This window comes from Candidatus Accumulibacter contiguus, assembly GCF_012940005.1.
GTDB classification, from domain to species: Bacteria; Pseudomonadota; Gammaproteobacteria; order Burkholderiales; family Rhodocyclaceae; genus Accumulibacter; species Accumulibacter contiguus.
Genome location: NZ_SPMX01000012.1, coordinates 61,474 through 79,139, shown reverse-complemented (window position 1 = coordinate 79,139; position 17,666 = coordinate 61,474). Strand labels below are relative to the sequence as shown.

Below are 17,666 nucleotides of genomic sequence, written 5' to 3'. Positions count from 1 at the left end.
ATCGTGAGCGGAGATTTTCGGGAAGATCTGCAGGGGCAGGAACTGCCTGAGCTTGCGGCGAGGTTGTTAGGTGTGGTGTCGGCAATGGTCGAGGAGACCCGCCCGGGGCGAACCCTGGGGCGAGTGAGCCTGCACAGCCATCTCGAGCGGGATCTGGGACTGGATAGCCTGGCGCGGGTCGAACTCCTGCTGCGGGTGGGCAGCGAGTTTGGCAAGTCACTGCCTGAAGGGGCGCTTGCCGAGGCCGAAACGCCACAGGACCTGCTGCGATTCATTGCGCGTGCCGGCGTCGGAAGTGTGGTCGCAGCGGCCGTCGAACCCGCGACAGCCAGCACCCCGACCGGAGTTCCCGAACTGGCGAGGACGCTGGTCGAAGTCCTCGAGTGGCATGCCGAACGCCATCCGCAACGTCCACACGTGCTGCTCTACGGCGATGTCGGGGGCGAGCCGGGCGAGTTTCGTGCCGAAAGCCTGTCCTACGGCGAAATGCTCGAACAGGCGCGCCGCGTCGCCACCGGGCTGGTGTCGAGGGGCCTGTTGCCGCGGCAAGCGGTGGCATTGATGCTGCCCACTGGACGCGACTATCTGACGAGCTTCTTCGGCGTGATGCTTGCCGGTGGCATTCCGGTGCCGATCTATCCGCCGGCACGACTGGCGCAGATCGAGGATCACCTGCGGCGGCACGCACGCATCCTCGCCAATGCCGAAGCGGTATTCATCATCACCGTGCCGCAGGCGAAAGGGGTAGCCGCACTGCTGCGGGCCGAGGCGCCGACGCTGACCGAGGTGCTGACCCCCGCGGAACTGGACCATCAGCCGATCCCCCTGCTGTACCGCGCTGCTGCAGAGGATATCGCCTTTCTGCAATATACCTCCGGCAGCACGGGGGACCCCAAGGGCGTGATGCTCAGCCACGCCAATCTGCTCGCCAACCTGCGGGCCATGGGCGAGGCTATCGGGGCCAGCAGCGATGATGTCTTCGTTTCGTGGCTGCCGCTCTATCATGACATGGGATTGATCGGCGCCTGGTTTGGCTCGCTCTATTTCGGCATGCGCCTGGTACTGATGTCGCCGCTGGCTTTTCTGTCGCGGCCGGTGCGCTGGCTGCATGCCATCTCGCGGCATCGCGGCACGCTTTCTCCGGCCCCCAACTTCGCCTACGACCTGTGCGCGCGCAAGCTTGCCGACGCCGATCTTCAGGGGCTCGATCTGTCTTCCTGGCGCCTGGCGCTGAACGGCGCCGAACCGGTGAGCCCGGCGACGCTAACCGCCTTTGCCGAGCGTTTCGCTCCCTATGGCCTGCGCGGCGAGGCGATCACGCCGGTATATGGCCTCGCCGAATGCTCGGTCGGGCTGGCCTTCCCGCCGCTTGGACGCGGCCCGCGCATCGACGTGATCGAGCGGGAAGCCCTGGTCAAGCAAAAATGCGCTGTGCCGGTCGCCAACGGCGAGGGTGACCCACTGCGCGTGCCAGCCTGTGGCCGGGTTCTGCCGCGGCACGAGATCCGGGTGGTGGACGAACAGGGCTGTGAACTGCCGGATCGGCGCGTCGGCTGCCTGCAGTTTCGCGGGCCGTCGGCGACAGCGGGTTACTACCGCAATCCACTTGCGACGCAAGCGCTGTTTCGCGACGGCTGGCTGGACTCCGGGGATTTCGCCTATACCGTCGAAGGCGAAATCTATCTGACCGGCCGGGTCAAGGACTTGATCATTCGTGGCGGCCGCAACCTCTACCCTTACGAGCTCGAACAGGCGGTAGGCAACCTCCCCGGCGTGCGCAGGGGCTGTGTCGCGGTATTTGCCAGCAACGATCCGGTCAATGCCACGGAAAGGCTGATCGTTCTTGCCGAGACCCGCGAAGAAGACGCGGCGCTGCGCGAGGCGTTGCGGCAGCGCATCCACGCAGCGGCCGTCGAGGCCATCGGCATGCCTGCCGACGAGGTCGTGCTGGCGCCGCCGAATTCGGTGCTCAAGACTTCGAGTGGCAAGATCCGGCGCAACGCGTCGCGAGAAGCCTTCGAAAGTGGCTTGATCGGTGTCCGGGCTGCGCCGCTGAGGCAGCAGATGCTGCGGCTGGCTCTGGCGGCGCTGCGCGAGCGCCTGCGCGAATCGGCGGGGCGTTTCGCCAGGAAAATCTATGGCGTCTGGTGCTGGAGCGTCTTCCTGCTGCTCGCGGTGCCGGTGCTCGGGCTGGTCATCGTCTTGCGTACGCCGGCGATCGGACGCCGCGTCGTCCATCACGCCGCCCGCCTCTTCCTGCGGCTGGCCGGCATGCCGGTCGCGAGCACCACGGCGGCAGAGCCGACAGCGGGACCGCACCTGCTGCTGGTCAACCACTGCAGCTATCTGGATGCGCTGATCCTGTATGCCGTCTTGCCGCCGAGCGAAGCCTACCGCTTTGTCGCCAAACGCGAGTTTGTCGAGCAACCGGTGATCCACGCTTTCCTGCGCGCGCTCGGCACCTTGTTTGTCGAACGCTTCGAAGCGGCCAGGAGCCTCGAAGATGTCGACGCCATCGTCGCCGCCCTTGGGCGAGGGGAAAAGGTGGTGATTTTCCCGGAAGGTACCTTCTCGCGCGAAGCCGGGCTCAAGCCGTTTCGCATGGGTGCTTTCGTCGCCGCCGTGCGGGCCGGGGTACCGGTGCTGATCAGCGGTCTGCGCGGCACGCGCGCGGTTCTACGGGACCGGACCTGGATGCCGCGCCACGGTCAGTTGCGCTTTGAATTCGGGCCGCTGCTTTCGCCGGACGGCAGCGACTGGGCGGCAGCGGTCCGCCTGCGGGAGAGAACACGGCAAGAAATGCTGCGGCTCTGCGGCGAGCACGACCTGGAGCGTTGAGCAGCCGTACAGGCGCGACATCGCCTCTACGGCCCAGGCCAGCAGCGCATCGACCTGCTCCGGCAAGATGGCCACGAGAGGGCCTCGGCGGTGGCGCCGGAAAATCTCTGAAAGAATAAATGGCAGATGTGCAGCAGCGCTTGTCATGTCCCATGACAAATGCACAGGCAAAGACTGGAAATCGTCCCGCAAAGTTCATCGCTCGCATTGTCGATAAATTTTACAGTTCGAACGATTTTTCTCCCGAGTCCCGCCGCTCCCCCTCTAGTCGATCCGGCGCGATCCGGCAATAACAAATGAGTTTATTGCGATAGAAAATTTATATAAAGCAATGACATGATCGACGCTTGAACTGATTCATGCCAACCCTGCTTAATCCCGTAAGCTTATCGTAAAATTTTGATTTATATGATCATTGAATCGATGCCAAGAAAAATGATATATGAGTCCGAAAGTGTTGTGGCATGAAACGTGCTTTGGAAACCGTAAGCGCAGACCACGTCCCTGAACAGAGGCCGGTGTGTCCTGGCTTCTTCCTTGGTTGACCAACTTCATGGAGACTTCAATGATCAGATTCGGCAAGTCAATATTGGCAAGCACCCTCTTTGGCGCCCTGATGTACGTTAGCGTGCCAGCCTTCGCGGGCGTCGTCTTTGACAGCCAGGCGCTGGGCGAACCGCAATGCGCGACGGAAACTTGCTTTACGGAAGAGCGCGGCTCCGGTGACAACTATGCGGCGGTTCTTTCATTCTCGTCCAATGTCAGTATCACCCAGTTTGGCGTGTTTTCCGCCGTTGGCGGCGACCAGAACATCAAGTTCGTGATCTTCGACAGCGCGCTCGGCGGCACCGGCAACCTGCTGTTCAGTCAGACGAAGTTCTATTCGAACAACCCGACCCAGACCTTCCTGTATACCGACCCGTTCGCGTTCACTTTCCTGGCCGGCAAGACCTACGATGTCGGCATTCTGGGTGACGGAATAGGTTCGACGCTGACCGGTCGGTGGATTGTCAAGAACCTCACTGACGGCCCGATCACCGAGATTTCGCAGAATGCGAATATTTCGAATTTTAGCAGTCCAGTCACAGGCGGCTACGCGGGCGTGTCGCCCTATGTGCAGCTGGTGTATGAGAGTGGCAGTACCCTCGTTCCCGAACCTGCCTCACTGATACTGTTGGGCATAGGTCTGGCTGGCCTGGGAGCCGTACGCAGGCAGCAGAAAACCTGATTCGCCTCATTACGACTGAAGAATACATTACGCTCACCGTTGCAGGACGAGCATCAGCGTCAATGGATAGGCCGTGAACGAATCTGCATCCACGGTTCCATCGCGGTCTCCCACTGCTGCCACAGATTTGCCTTGCTCCCAGCCGGCGATAGAACACTGCTCATGATACAAACGCGTGTAACGGGCCCGAAACCCGTTTTCGCGCATGTCTCTGGGAAGAATTTGCCCAGGATTTCTTGTCGCAAATTTTACATTGACAGCACCGAGCAATCGCTCTTATCGTATGTTCTGGATAAATCAATGCAAATTTTTCATGGCATGAAATTTGCCCTTCGCATTTCACGAGACCTGCCAGGCTGCAGTATCGCGACATCACGACTTGTCACCCCACCACAAGTGGACACCGATATGCTTAATCATTCTATGAGGAGAAACGGTCATGAAGCGTGCAATGCTCACCAGTATCGTCGTTCTTTCCTGGATTTCGGGGGAAGCAATGGCAGTCTGCTCACCACCTTACCAGAACGAAACATGGCTCAAGTCTAACCTGCCCGGTAAAACGGTCTGCTCGCCAGCTGGCTGCAGCGGTTCCTCGTGCAAATGGCAGGAGCACCATGAAGGTAGTACTGGTACTACCACTGGCCGCCTCCTGGAGTGGGGACCGGCTGGTCCGGGGGAACCGGTCGGCACCTGGACCATTTCACCAGCCAGTCCCAGTCGCGGAATTCTTCCGAAGGTCATTCACAGCTATGGCAGCAACTCTTACCCTTATGACGTCAAGGACAATGGCGGGACCTACTCGTTTTGCGGACCCAATGGCGAGTTCCCTTTTTCAATACGCCCGGGGATAGGTGCTTGCCCGTGACCCGAGCCGGCGCGTGGCGTCCGGAATGTTCAGTCAGTACTGGCCAGGCGGGATTTTTCGTGGCTAAGGCGCCATCACCAAGCTTGTGACCGAGGCCAGCGCTACGGTGAACCCAGCTCGTGTGCGGGTATGCAATTCCCTCGGTTGCCGGGCGCAATCCTCTCCTCCAAGACGAAGTTGATCGTCGGGGCGTAGGTCGTGATGGCTGGCGTCCTCGCCGGCCCCTCTGAACCAGCGGGGATCCGAACCTCTCGTTATTTCTTGAGCGGCCAACTCCTGCAGCCCACGATCAATCAATTTCATGACGGCTCCTTGCGTCCTCGTCATGATCACCCCCGTGCACCTCTTGCGAGCAATCCTTTTGCGCCAGCCGGGCATGGCGAGACCAGAGCCCAGGCACCGGGACTATTGCTGCCTAACGGTAGCGCTTCGAGGCGGTGCTGCTTCAGGACCGGGATTCAATGTTGCGTTACTTCCACAGTATCCTATACTGGTTCACAGCCGGCTGGAATGGGGAGGGCTTGCTTTTCCAGCATGGCGATCCGAAACGCACGATGAGCAACAACGCATCAGTAAGTGTCGGAATTTTTTTACACCAAAAACAACAGGGGCCATGGTGATCCATGTAACTCATTGACTTTTAAAATTTTTAGTTTATGGCACACAACGTGCTTGGATCTCACGTACCTCACGCAGATCACCCAAATTCAGCCCAGTCCGGGCCGCGGCTTGGTTTGTCTATCACGTTATCTCACACTTATAGGGGTCATCATATGAAACGTGTACTACTTTCTGCCCTGTTGGCGGCTACCGCACTCCAGGCATCTGCTGGCATCGTCAATGGAAGTTTCGAGTCTGGACTTACCAGCTGGACTACCTTCGGTTCCACCGGGGTTTTCGACAATCCGCCGACTTCCGGGACGACAACAGACGGATTCAAATCGGCCCGCGTTACTGCCCTGTTTGGAGGGGCAAACAACGCCGCAGGTCTCGAAGCCTTTGTTGGTGTTTCGGATGCAGCTCTCCGGGCAATCAAGTCTCCCGCGGGTTACACACCAGCCTTCATCAATGGAGGTGCAATCCAGCAGACCTTTACTGTTGGTGCCGGAGGAGATACCCTGCAATTCGATTGGCGTTTCGCCACAAATGAGACCACTCTCGCAAATGACTTCTCGTTTTTCGTCCTGGACGGAATTGCGCTTGCGCTCGGTGATACCGGCGGCACTGGCACTGTATTCGGGTCTGGAGTTGCAGGTTATACGAGAGCAACGGACTGGATTACCCGGACCGTTCCTCTTGGCGCGGGCTCCCATACCCTGAGCTTCGCCGCTCTCCAAGGCGCGAATACCAACAGGGAATCTTCGCTGTTGGTCGACAAAGTCAGACTCCAGTCGGACGCAGCGGCGCCGATACCCGAACCCGTCAGCCTTGGCCTGGTGGGCCTGGGCTTGCTTGCCTTTGGCTGCAACCGCCGCCGCAAGGCCTGATGGCGGTTTTCCTCCAGTCGGGCAGCGAGAGGAGGCATTCACCGAGGATGCCGTGCCCATTGAGCGTTCCGGAGTTCCAGCCGGAATGCGTCCTGCAAGGGAGGAGGAAAACGGCCATGTTTTCAGGTTCGGGGGGGCCTGGAAAAGTCATGACCGTTAGCGGAAAAAAGGCGACAGCAGTCGCCTTTGGTGGCTCATCGGTCCCGCCTACAAGCCTGCTTCCGCGCGCAGCGTCGCGGCTTTGTCGATGGCCTCCCAGGTGAACTCGGGTTCTTCGCGGCCAAAGTGACCGTAGGCAGCGGTTTTCCGGTAGATCGGGCGCAATAGATTGAGGGACTGGATGATTCCTTTTGGGCGCAGGTCGAAGTGCTTGCCGATCAGTTCGACGATGATTTCGTCGCTGACCTTGCCGGTGCCGAAGGTATTGACCATCAAGGACACCGGCCGGGCAACGCCGATCGCGTAGGCGACCTGTACTTCGCAGCGCTCGGCGAGACCGGCTGCGACGATGTTCTTGGCCACGTAACGCGCGGCATAGGCCGCCGAGCGATCGACCTTCGACGGATCCTTGCCCGAGAAGGCGCCGCCGCCATGCCGGGCAGCACCGCCATAGGTATCGACGATGATCTTGCGGCCGGTCAGACCACAGTCGCCGTGCGGGCCGCCCACCACGAAGCGGCCGGTCGGGTTGACCAGATAGCGGGTTTTGCTGGTCAGGAGTTCCGGCGGCAGGACCGGTTTGATGACTTCCTCGATCACGGCTTCCGAGATCTGGGCGTGCGAGACATCGGGATCATGTTGCGTGGAAACGACGATGGTGTCGATCGACAGCGGTCGGCCGTCCACATATCGAACCGTGAGCTGGCTCTTGGCGTCCGGGCGCAGCCACGGCAGGCGGCCGTCGCGACGTACCTCGGCCTGGCGCTGCATGAGGCGGTGCGCGTAATGGATCGGTAGCGGCATCAATGACACGGTTTCGTTGCAGGCGTAGCCAAACATCAGCCCCTGGTCGCCGGCGCCCTGGTCGAGATCGATTCCCTGGCCCTCGTTGACCCCTTGTGCGATATCCGGCGATTGGCGGTTGATTGCTGTCAGAATGGCGCAGCTTTTGTAGTCGAAGCCGATTTCGGAGTTGTCGTAGCCGATGCGGCGAACCGCGTCCTGGGCGATTTCGCGATAATTGATGTGGGCTTTGGTGGTGATTTCTCCCGAGATGACGACCAGGCCGGTCGACACGAGGGTTTCGCAGGCGACCCGGGCCGGAGGATCGTCGGCCAGAATGGCGTCGAGGATGGCATCGGAAATCTGATCGGCAACTTTATCCGGATGGCCTTCGGAAACCGATTCCGAAGTAAAAAGGTACTCTTTGCTCACGCTAGGTCTGCTCCAAATGAAAAACCCCGAGACGGCTCTGCGTGGCCGGCTCCGGGGTACGAGCAGACGACGCTTTAGCAGTATTTGGTGGCCGCTTCCGCAGCTTCCTCCGCCCTGCAAGTTGTCCTGATTAACTCGGCGGATGGATAATTATAGTTTTACTTGTTTCGGCGGGTCAAAGCTTTCTGACCGCCTGCTGCCAACTTCCTCACATTCGGACGCACGCGTGATCCTCCTGTTCCGTCTTCTCAGCCGCCTGCCGCTGGCCTGGCTGCATGCGCTCGGCGCTTTCCTCGGCTGGCTGACCTGGCTGTTGTCGCCGACCTACCGCCGGCACATGCGCGAGAACATGCTGCTCGCACTCGGTGCAGACGAGACCCGGCGGCTGCGCCCAAGGGCCATCGGCGAAGCCGGCAAGGGCGCTCTCGAACTGGCGCGAATCTGGCTGCGACCGCTCGCCGAGACGGCCGCTCGCGTCGTCGAGGTATCGGGCTGGGAACTGGTCGAGGCCGCTTCCCGGCGCGGCAAAGGGATCCTCTATCTGACGCCGCATCTCGGCTGTTTCGAGATCACCGCGCAATACCTGTCCACGCATGCGCCGATCACGGTCCTGTACCGGCCACCCCGGCAGGCCTGGTTGCAGGCCATGATCGAAGCTGGTCGCGCGCGTGCCCAGTTGCACCTGGCGGCTGCCGACCTGTCCGGGGTGCGCAGTCTGCTGAAGGCGCTCAAACGCGGCGAAGCGGTCGGCATACTGCCCGACCAGGCGCCGAAAGCGGGCGAAGGTCGCTGGCTCGATTTCTTCGGGAAATCTGCCTATACAATGACGCTGGCCGCGCGATTGGTCGAGAGCGGTGCCAGCGTGATCATGGTCTGGGCCGAACGTCTGCCCGGGGGGGCCGGTTACCATTTCCACCTGCAGGAACCGACGCAGCCGATCCGCGGCACCATCGAGGAGCGTGCGCAACAGATCAACCACGAGATCGAACATCTGATTCGCCAGTGCCCAGGGCAGTATCTCTGGGCTTACAACCGCTACAAGCGGCGCCGCGGCAGTGCCGCACCGCCGGAGGCGGCACCGGCCGGCGCGGGCGAAGAAGCGCCGCAGCGCGCGGCGGGCCACAGCGGCGCGGGCAGGGATTGATGCAGATTGCCTTCTGCCTGTACAAATACTTTCCATTCGGCGGCCTGCAGCGGGATTTTCTGCGCATTGCGCTCACCTGCCAGGCGCGCGGCAACCTCGTTCGGGTGTACACCCTGGAATGGCGCGGAGACGTTCCTGCCGGTTTCGAGGTGGTCCTGGTGCCGGTCCGGGCATTGACCAATCCGCGCCGCTATGCGAAGTTCAGCCGCTGGGTCGGGATCGATCTGGCGAAACATCCGGCCGACCGCGTCGTCGGCTTCAACAAGATGCCGGGCCTCGACGTCTATTTTGCTGCCGACCCCTGTTATGAAGACCAGGCCAGGACGCGCTCGCTGCGCAATCCCCTGTACCGGATTTCGGCGCGTTACCGCCATTTCTCGGCGTACGAGCGTGCGGTTTTTGCAGCACCTGGGCGAACCGAGATTCTGTTGATTTCGCCACTGCAGAAGCCGCTCTTCCAGCAGTACTACGGTACCCCCGATGCGCGCTTCCACCTGTTGCCACCAGGCATCTCGAGAGACCGGCGGGCACCGGCCGAGGCCCCGGCAATCCGGGCCGAATTCCGCCACGAGTTTGCTCTGCAGGCGAGCGATCTGCTGTTGCTGCAGATCGGTTCCGGTTTCAAGACCAAGGGGCTGGATCGCAGCCTGAGAGCGCTTGCCGCCTTGCCGGCCGCGCTTCGCGGCCGTTGCCGGCTGATCGCCATTGGCGACGATGATGCCCGGCTCTTCTGCAGCCAGGCGCGCGCGCTCGGACTTGCCGAGCGCGTCAGCATCCTGCGCGGGCGCAGCGACATCCTGCGTTTTCTGCTCGGCGCCGACCTGCTGATTCACCCTGCCTACCACGAGAACACTGGCACGGTGTTGCTCGAAGCGCTGGTTGCCGGCCTGCCGGTGTTGACCACCGCCGTCTGTGGTTACGCGCATTACCTGGTCGAGGCCGACGCTGGTCTGGTCGTTCCCGAACCTTTCGAACAGGCGTGCCTCGATCAATCACTGACGCGGATGCTCCGTGACGAAGCAGCGCGCCGGCGCTGGCAGCAGAATGGCCTGGCCTTTGCCGAGCATGCCGACATCTACAGCAATGCCGAAAGGGCGGCCGAGGTGATCCTGAAAGACCGGCAATGAACACGGACGAGTGCTTTCTCGACGAACCCTTTCGCACGCTCTGGGAGGGGCAGGATCCTTTCGTCGCCGTCGAGGCGCTCGAAGGCCAGGTCTTTCGCGAACTGGAGGCGCGCCGCACCTTGCGCAGCGAAGTCGCGGGACGTACTTATTTCGTCAAGATCCATCGCGGCATCGGTTGGGCAGAGATTTTCAAGAATCTCCTCTCGCTGCGTTTGCCGGTGCTCGGTGCACAGAACGAATGGCGGGCGATCCGGCGGCTGCAGGAACTCGGCATCGACAGCATGCGCGCCGTGGCCTTCGGCCGCTGCGGCTGCAATCCGGCACGGCAACGCTCGTTCATCGTCACCGAGGAACTGGCACCGACGGTCAGTCTCGAGGATTACTGTCTCGACTGGGTGAAGCATTCCCCCGCCGTTCGCCTGAAGCGTGCGCTGATCGGCCGTGTGGCCGACGCGGCGAGGCGGATGCACCAGGGTGGCGTCAACCATCGTGACTTCTATCTCTGTCATTTCCTGCTCCATCTCGACCCGCCGCCGACGCCAGAGCACTTCCGATTGTCGCTGATCGACCTGCATCGTGCCCAGATCCGGGCCAGGACGCCACGCCGCTGGCGCGACAAGGATCTCGCCGCCCTCTATTTTTCGGTACTCGACATCGGTCTCACCAAGCGTGACCTGTTGCGCTTTCTGGCGGCGTATTTTGCCCGGCCGCTACGCCTGCTGTTGCGTGAGGAAGCGCCGCTACTTGCTTCTCTGGCGAACGAAAGGCAACGCCTGCAGACACGTTTTGCACGCAAGTCCGCGGCGGGAGAAATGACATGACCGACTGCTGCCGGAAATCCGGGTAGGCGCCGCCGGCCTGCCGAACTTGTCCATTACCCACTGGCCTCATCGAGTGACATGACCCTGGACGCACTGACCCTGGCCAGTACCCTGCAGACCGCCGGACGCCATCCGGCGCTGCCCTTCCGGGTGGCACTCGCCGATGGGCGTCCGCTCGACATGCACCGCCTGTTGCGCGTGCTGCCCGGCAAGCGCCTGGTCGGCGAGGCCGAACTGGAGGGTCGCCGGGTGCTGGCCAAACTGTTTGTCGGGCGCCGCAGCGAAAAGCACTGGCGGCAGGAACGCGCAGGCCTGGAAGCCCTCGTTCTCGCCGGCGTGCCAACGCCCACACTGCTGGTCGCGACACCGATGGCCGGCGGTGGCCACGCGCTGTTGACGGACTTTCTGGAGCCGGCCGAGAGCCTGGCCGAATGCTGGGCACGCGTCGCCGGGCGCGCCGCCGGTGACACCGAAGCGCTGTCGCTTCTGGAACCGGCGCTGACCCTGGTCGGGCGCCTGCACGCCGCCGGGTTGGTGCAGGATGACCTGCATCTCGGAAATTTTCTGCTCCACGACGGCCGCCTGTGGGTCATCGATGGCGATGCGGTGCGCGTCGTCAGTCGGCCACAGCGGCTGCCGATGGCGGATGCCTGTGCCAATCTGGCCGTGCTGCTGGCGCAGTTGCCTGGTGAATGGGAAGGGCAGTTGGCGGCGCTGCTGCCGGCATATCAGGCTGGGGCAGGGGAGGTGTCGCCCGATCTGGCGGACTTGCACGAACAGATCGCGCGCGTCAGGGCCTGGCGTTTGCGCGACTTTCTGGCCAAGACCGTGCGCGATTGCACGCTATTCGCCGTCGAGCAGAGCGTCACCCGCTTCTGCGCGGTGCTTCGCCAGGATGCCGAAGCGCTGGCGCCGCTGCTGGCTGCGCCGGACCGCGCGATCAGCGCTGGCCGCCCCTTGAAGGACGGCGGCACCTGCACGGTCGCCAGCGTGCTCATCGATGAGCGCATGCTGCTGATCAAGCGCTACAATCTCAAGGGTCTGAGGCACGCGCTCGGCCGCTTGTGGCGCCCGAGCCGGGCCTGGCATTCCTGGCGGGAAGGGCATCGGCTGCAGTTTCTCGGAATTCCGACGCCGGCGCCGCTGGCGCTGCTCGAGGAACGCTGCGGGCCACTGCGCCGGCGCGCCTGGCTGGTCTGCGAATATTGCCCGGGGCCGAATCTGCTGGCGCATTTATCTCCCGAGCATGCACCGCCCGCTGCCGAGGCGCGGGCCATTCTGCATCTGTTCGAGTCGATGCACCGGCAGCGCATCAGCCACGGTGACCTCAAGGCGACGAATCTGCTGTGGGATGCGGGGCGCGTCCTGCTCATCGATCTGGACGGTGTCATTCAGCATCGCTTGCCGGTGGCGCATGCGCGTGCCTGGCAGCGTGATCGTGCCCGCCTGCTGCGCAACTGGCCGGCCGCTTCGGTTCTCCGGCGCTGGCTTGACGATCACCTGCCGGCGGCCTGAGGCTGCGCCGCAGTTCAAGCAGTCGCGGCGTCGCAGGCGGGCCCGGCGGGTAAGCGCGGGTAGATCAGAAGAACTGCTTGGCGAAGTTGGCGATGGCCAGCGCGATCAGGATGCCCATCATCCACGAAAGCTTGTCGAACTTGGCGTCGATCTTGGTTTCCAGCAATTCCAGCTTGACGTCGAAATGCTCGCGGGTGACCAGATGGGACTGCGCGTCCGCGACGACGCGCACCACGGCTTCGGCCTGCTTTTCATCAAAGCCTGCCGCCCGCAGTTTGGCAACGAATTCCTGGGTGTCGAACGTCACGGTGCTCATGGTCATCTCCTTTCCGGCAGTGTAGACGAAACAAAGCCCGCTTGGGACGGGCTCATTTTCGGCCTGCTGCAGCGCTTCGGCCAAGGCTTTCACGGCCTCCTTGGAAACGATCATCCTGTTGCGCCCGGCGAGTACCGCATGAATCTGGCGGGCTACTTTCATCGCCATGCTGGCTGGCGTCATCATCGCAGGGTTCCAGGTTTTCTGAATGGAACTGCTTGGCGTGCAGGCGCGCGTAGTGGCCATTGGCGGCCAGCAACTCCGGGTGGGTGCCGTGTTCGACAATGCGCCCCTGTTCCATGACCAGGATCAGGTCGGCCTTTTCGACGGTCGACAGACGATGCGCGATGACCAGCGTCGTTCGCCCGGCCATCACCCGGTCGAGTGCATCCTGGATGTGCCGTTCCGATTCGGTGTCGAGCGCCGAAGTCGCCTCGTCGAGAATCAGGATCGGCGCATCCTTGAGCAACGCCCGGGCAATTGCCAGGCGTTGGCGTTGTCCGCCCGACAGCATCACGCCGTTTTCACCGATCAGCGTGTCGTAGCCGTCCGGCAGGCGGTCGATGAACTCGCTGGCAAAGGCCGCCTCGGCGGCCCTTTCGATCGCCGCCCGCGGCGCAGTCGACAGGTCCCCATAGGCGATGTTGCTGGCGATGCTGTCATTGAACAGCACCACCTGCTGCGTCACCAGCGCAATGTGCCGGCGCAGATTGCGCAAGGTATAGTCCTCGACGTCGACGCCGTCGATCAGGATCTGGCCGGAGTCGTGGTGATAGAAGCGGGGGATCAGGTTGGCCAGCGTCGACTTGCCGCTTCCCGAGCGCCCGACCAGCGCCACCATCTGCCCGGGCTCGACCGAGAAGCTGACCCTGTCGAGCACGCACTGCGTACTCCCGGCATAGACAAAAGAGAGGTCCCTGACCTGCAGATGACCGCTGACACGATCCCTTTCGACATGGCCATGATCCGGTTCAGGGACTTCATCGAGTTGGGCGAAGATGCTCTCGGCGCCCGCCAGTCCTTTCTGAATCGTTGCGCTGACTTCGGAAATCTGGCGAATCGGCTTCGGTAACATGCCGGCTGCGGTAATGTAAGCGACCAGGTCGCCGGCCGATGAATCACCGCGCAGCAACAGCACCAGCATCAGCAGCGCAGCCATCGTGCTGAAGGTGACAAACTGCAGCGCCGGTGTGTAGCTGGCAACGGTCTTGACCATGCGCAACTGCTTGGCGGTGTTATCCGCGCTCGCTGCCCGAAAGCGAGCCGATTCGTAATCCTCGCCGCCGAAACTGCGCACTACCCGGTAGCCCTGGATGGTTTCCGACGCGATATGCGTCAGGTCACCCATTGCGGCCTGTATTTTCCGGCTCTGTTTGCGAAACTTCCGGCTGGCGCGACTGACCATCAGAGCGATGACCGGCAGGATGGCGACCAGCACCAGGGTCAGTTTCCAGTTCATCCACAGCAGATAGCCGAACAGAAAGAAGACCGTCATCCCTTCTCGTATGACCACCTTGATTGCTTCGGTCGCCGCGCCGGTGACCATCGTCACGTCGTAGGTGATACGCGAGATCAGATGCCCGGAGTTGTGCTGGTCGAAATAGGTGTTCGGAAGGCGCAACAGGCTGTCGAAAAGGGCGCGCCGCAAATCGTCGATCAGACCCAGCGAAACCCTCGCCAGGTAGTAGGAGCCGAGGAAGGAGCCTATCCCTTGCCAGGTGACGACCATCACCAGCAGCAGGGGCATGCCATAGATCAGGTCGATCTCGCCGAACTGCGGAACTGCCAGTTGCGTCGCGCCGCTACCTGCATTCAGTCCGTCGACGAAATACTTCAGAATCGCAGCCATCATCGGGGACGATGAGGCGAACATCAGGTAACCCAGCAGGCTGATCAGGAACAGGCCGACGAAAGGGCGCAGATAGCCAAGCAGCCGGAAATAGATACGCAAGGAGGAAACAGGCGGGGTATTCGCGGGTGGCATTCTTGGGCCGTGCCGGAAATTCTGACGCCGGAGTGTAACACGTTGCCCGGATCTTCCTTGCGGGCACGACCGGGGCAGACGGCAATGGGATAGGCGGGACTGCCTGCGGCTCTGGCAGCATCATGATCCCCCTCCTCCGGAAGGTCCGCGCCTTCCGGGGTTTTCTTCAATCGAGAGTGGCAGGCGCTCCCTCGTAGATTGCAGCGAACTGTGCCGCGGATACGCCAGGCGAATCCGTACAACTGCCGAGCCTCGCCCTGAACTCGCCGGCTACTCCGAAGGCGGCCAGCAGCGCCCGGCCTTCCTCATCCTCGGGCTGGATCAGCAGTGCGCAATCCCCGCCTTCCACAACCATCAACACTTTCATTTCGACCTCCATGTTCGCCCGACTCTCGCATCGGACAGGCGGGCCAGATTCGCAGCGGCTGAGCAGTCGACCTGGCGCCCACTGCCGACACCAAGGCTGAAAGGTCAGAAGATGCAGGCCTTGACCTCTGAAATAAGTGTCGCGGATCTGGTGCTGCAGGTGAAAGGAAGTAGTGCACAGTTGCTACGGGATTCGCCATGCGAGTCACATCGGCGACACATGCACCCTGCTCCGAGCCTGCTCGAAGGACACCCTCTCTGATGATCGGGGTGCCGGGAAAGGCCTTGAGCGTCAGTCTTCCGGCTTGCTGCTTTGGTCGGCGGGCGGCTCAGGTTCCAGTTCGGCTGGCGCATTTTCCTGGTAGAACAGTTCTTCGGCCGGACCCTTGCCGCTCGCCTGCGAAGCGACCGAGACGATGCCCTCGGGAGCCGGTAGGAATGCCTCCGGAACATCCTTGAGCGCCCTGGCCATATAGCTGATCCAGGCAGGCAGGGCAGCGGTGCCGCCGGTTTCGCCAGCGCCCATGTTGCGCGGCTGATCGAAGCCGATCCACGAGCAGCCAACGAGCGTTTGCTGGTAGCCGCAGAACCAGGCATCGACGTGCTCATTGGTGGTTCCCGTCTTGCCTGCGAGATCCCGGCGCTTCAGCGTCGCCGCAGCACGCGCCGCCGTTCCATAAATGGTGACGTCGCGCAGCATGCTGTCCATCAGGTAGGCGTTACGCGGGTCGATCGCGCGCAGGCTTTCCTCGCCGGCAGTGATCGGTTCCGCGCGCGCAAGCACCTGCCTCTTGTTGTCCTGGATCTCGCGCACGACGTAGGGTCGAATGCGGTAGCCGCCGTTGGCAAAAACGGCGTAGGCGGTGACCATTTCCCAGGGCGTCACCGAGCCTGCACCCAGGGCCATGGTCAGGTAGGGCGGGTGTTTGTTCGCCGCGAAGCCGAAACGGGTAATGTAATCCTGGACAAAGTGTACGCCGCTCGCCTGCAGGAGACGGATCGAGACCATGTTCTTCGATTTGGCCAGCGCTGTGCGCATGCGCATCGGGCCTTCGTACTTGCCGTCGTAGTTCTTGGGTTCCCAGGCCTGGCTGCCGGTTACGGCGGAGGGAAAACTGATCGGTTCGTCATTGATCACGGAAGCGGGCGTGAAGCCTTTTTCCAGTGCGGCAGAATAGATGAAGGGCTTGAAGCTCGATCCGGGCTGCCGCCATGCCTGCGTGACATGATTGAATTTGTTGCGGTTGAAGTCGAAGCCGCCAACCAGCGCGCGGATCGCGCCGTCGCGCGGATCGGCAGCCAGGAATGCGGCTTCCACTTCCGGCATTTGCACGATACGCCAGTTGTTCTTCTCGTCCGCCTGGACGCGAATCACCGCACCACGACGCAGGCGTTTGTTGGGCGGTGCCTTCTCGTCAAGCATGCGGGCAGCAAACTTCAGGCCGTCGCCGCTGATGGTGACGACTTCGCCGCCACGGCGGTAGGCACGAATCTTCCTGGTGTCGGCCTGCAGCACGATGGCTGGGTGCAGGTCGTCCGGATCGTGGAAATCCAGCAGCAATTCATCCAGCGCTTCGTCCTGTTCCGACTTGATCTCAGCGATGTCGACGTAGGCCTCGGCACCGCGGTAACCATGCCTGCGGTCGTAGTCCATCACCCCGCGGCGGACGCTGAGGTAAGCCGCTTCCTGATCCTCCTTGAGGATCGTCGTGTAGACGCGCAGGCCGCGCGTATAGACATCATCGGGAAAACGCTCGGCGGCAATCTGGCGTGCCATTTCGGTGACAAACTCGGCGTGCATCGGTGTCTCGCTGACGTCGCGCCGGATCACCAATGCCTGATCAAGCGCAGCCTGGTACTGCTGATCGTTGATGAAGCCAAGCTCGTTCATCCGGTGCAGGACATACTGCTGGCGGATGCGGGCGCGCTTTGGATTGACCACCGGGTTGTAAGCGGAGGGCGCTTTCGGCAGTCCGGCAAGCATGGCCACTTCGGCGACGGTCAGGTCGGCAAGCGGTTTGCCAAAATAGATCTGGGCGGCAGCGGCGAAACCGTAGGCGCGTTGCCCGAGAAATATCTGGTTGATGTACAGCTCGAAGATCTGGTCCTTGCTGAGATTGCTCTCGATCTTGAACGACAGCAGCGCTTCGTAAAGCTTGCGGGTATAGGTTTTTTCCGAGGAAAGGAAGAAATTCTTGGCGACCTGCTGGGTGATCGTCGATGCGCCCTGGCGCTTGCCACCGCTCAACAGGTTGGCGTACAGCGCACGCAGGACACCCAGCGTATCGACCCCGCCGTGCTGATAAAAGCGCTCGTCCTCTGCTGCCAGGATGGCCTGCTTCATGATCGCCGGAACATCCTGGATGCTGACGACCGCCCGGCGCTCTTCACCAAACTCGCCGAGCAGATAGTCATCCGCGGTATACACCCGCAGTGGGATTTTCGGCCGATAGTCGGTCAGAATCTCCAGCGACGGCAGGTTCGGGTAGGCCAGGCTCAGGACAATGACCAGCATCGCGGTGGCCATTGCAACAATTCCGAGAACCACAAGAATCGGATAGATCAACCAGCGTAGGGCAGTAGGCAACAGGGCGTCCGGCA

At 62.0% G+C, this 17,666-nt stretch carries 12 protein-coding genes; 7 read left to right on the top strand and 5 right to left on the bottom strand.

The annotated features are described in order from the left end of the window. Positions 1–3 precede the first annotated feature (3 nt). The 3 genes from E4Q08_RS05800 (at position 4) to E4Q08_RS05790 (ending at position 6,418) form a co-directional block, all read left to right on the top strand. Positions 4–2,838 (top strand): AMP-binding protein, encoded by a 2,835-nt coding sequence (locus tag E4Q08_RS05800; RefSeq protein WP_288129957.1) that lies wholly within the window; start codon positions 4–6, stop codon positions 2,836–2,838. 565 nt (positions 2,839–3,403) lie between these two features. Further along, complete coding sequence (locus E4Q08_RS05795; RefSeq protein WP_034918707.1) at positions 3,404–4,066, top strand: PEP-CTERM sorting domain-containing protein; 663 nt, start codon at positions 3,404–3,406, stop codon at positions 4,064–4,066. A 1,638-nt stretch (positions 4,067–5,704) separates the two neighbouring features. After that, entirely contained in the window at positions 5,705–6,418 is a 714-nt protein-coding gene (locus tag E4Q08_RS05790; protein ID WP_169069677.1) for a PEP-CTERM sorting domain-containing protein, read from the top strand. A gap of 207 nt (positions 6,419–6,625) precedes the next feature. Here E4Q08_RS05790 and metK read toward each other — a convergent pair whose 3' ends face one another. Further along, positions 6,626–7,792 (bottom strand): methionine adenosyltransferase, encoded by a 1,167-nt coding sequence (gene metK / locus E4Q08_RS05785; RefSeq protein ID WP_169069676.1) that lies wholly within the window; start codon positions 7,790–7,792, stop codon positions 6,626–6,628. Between the two features lie 226 nt (positions 7,793–8,018). On the opposite strand from metK, the gene E4Q08_RS05780 reads away from it, so the two are divergent. The 4 genes from E4Q08_RS05780 (at position 8,019) to E4Q08_RS05765 (ending at position 12,399) form a co-directional block, all read left to right on the top strand. Beyond that, the gene (locus E4Q08_RS05780) at positions 8,019–8,936 is read left to right on the top strand and encodes a lysophospholipid acyltransferase family protein (protein ID WP_308240070.1); all 918 of its coding nucleotides are present in this window, start codon (positions 8,019–8,021) and stop codon (positions 8,934–8,936) included. Beyond that, positions 8,936–10,063 (top strand): glycosyltransferase family 4 protein, encoded by a 1,128-nt coding sequence (locus tag E4Q08_RS05775; RefSeq protein ID WP_169069674.1) that lies wholly within the window; start codon positions 8,936–8,938, stop codon positions 10,061–10,063. The genes E4Q08_RS05780 and E4Q08_RS05775 overlap by 1 nt, the downstream gene beginning before the upstream one ends. Beyond that, entirely contained in the window at positions 10,060–10,884 is an 825-nt protein-coding gene (gene rfaP / locus E4Q08_RS05770; RefSeq protein WP_034919063.1) for a lipopolysaccharide core heptose(I) kinase RfaP, read from the top strand. Before E4Q08_RS05775 ends, rfaP begins: the two co-directional genes overlap by 4 nt. A 78-nt stretch (positions 10,885–10,962) precedes the next feature. Further along, positions 10,963–12,399: a lipopolysaccharide kinase InaA family protein gene (locus E4Q08_RS05765; RefSeq protein ID WP_169069673.1), complete on the top strand. Its 1,437-nt coding sequence runs from the start codon at positions 10,963–10,965 to the stop codon at positions 12,397–12,399. A gap of 64 nt (positions 12,400–12,463) precedes the next feature. Here E4Q08_RS05765 and E4Q08_RS05760 read toward each other — a convergent pair whose 3' ends face one another. The 4 genes from E4Q08_RS05760 to E4Q08_RS05745 all read right to left on the bottom strand — a co-directional run bounded on the left by E4Q08_RS05760 (position 12,464) and on the right by E4Q08_RS05745 (position 17,652). Then, a complete protein-coding gene (locus tag E4Q08_RS05760; RefSeq protein WP_248594724.1) occupies positions 12,464–12,808 on the bottom strand; it encodes a CCDC90 family protein in 345 nt (114 codons plus the stop codon). Continuing rightward, positions 12,768–14,699, bottom strand: coding sequence for a lipid A export permease/ATP-binding protein MsbA (gene msbA / locus E4Q08_RS05755; RefSeq protein WP_169069672.1), 1,932 nt, complete (start codon positions 14,697–14,699; stop codon positions 12,768–12,770). Before msbA ends, E4Q08_RS05760 begins: the two co-directional genes overlap by 41 nt. Positions 14,700–14,865: 166 nt before the next feature. Then, a complete protein-coding gene (locus tag E4Q08_RS05750; RefSeq protein ID WP_034919060.1) occupies positions 14,866–15,066 on the bottom strand; it encodes a hypothetical protein in 201 nt (66 codons plus the stop codon). Positions 15,067–15,357: 291 nt separating this feature from the next. After that, positions 15,358–17,652, bottom strand: coding sequence for a penicillin-binding protein 1A (locus E4Q08_RS05745; protein WP_034919068.1), 2,295 nt, complete (start codon positions 17,650–17,652; stop codon positions 15,358–15,360). Between the last annotated feature and the right edge of the window lie 14 nt (positions 17,653–17,666).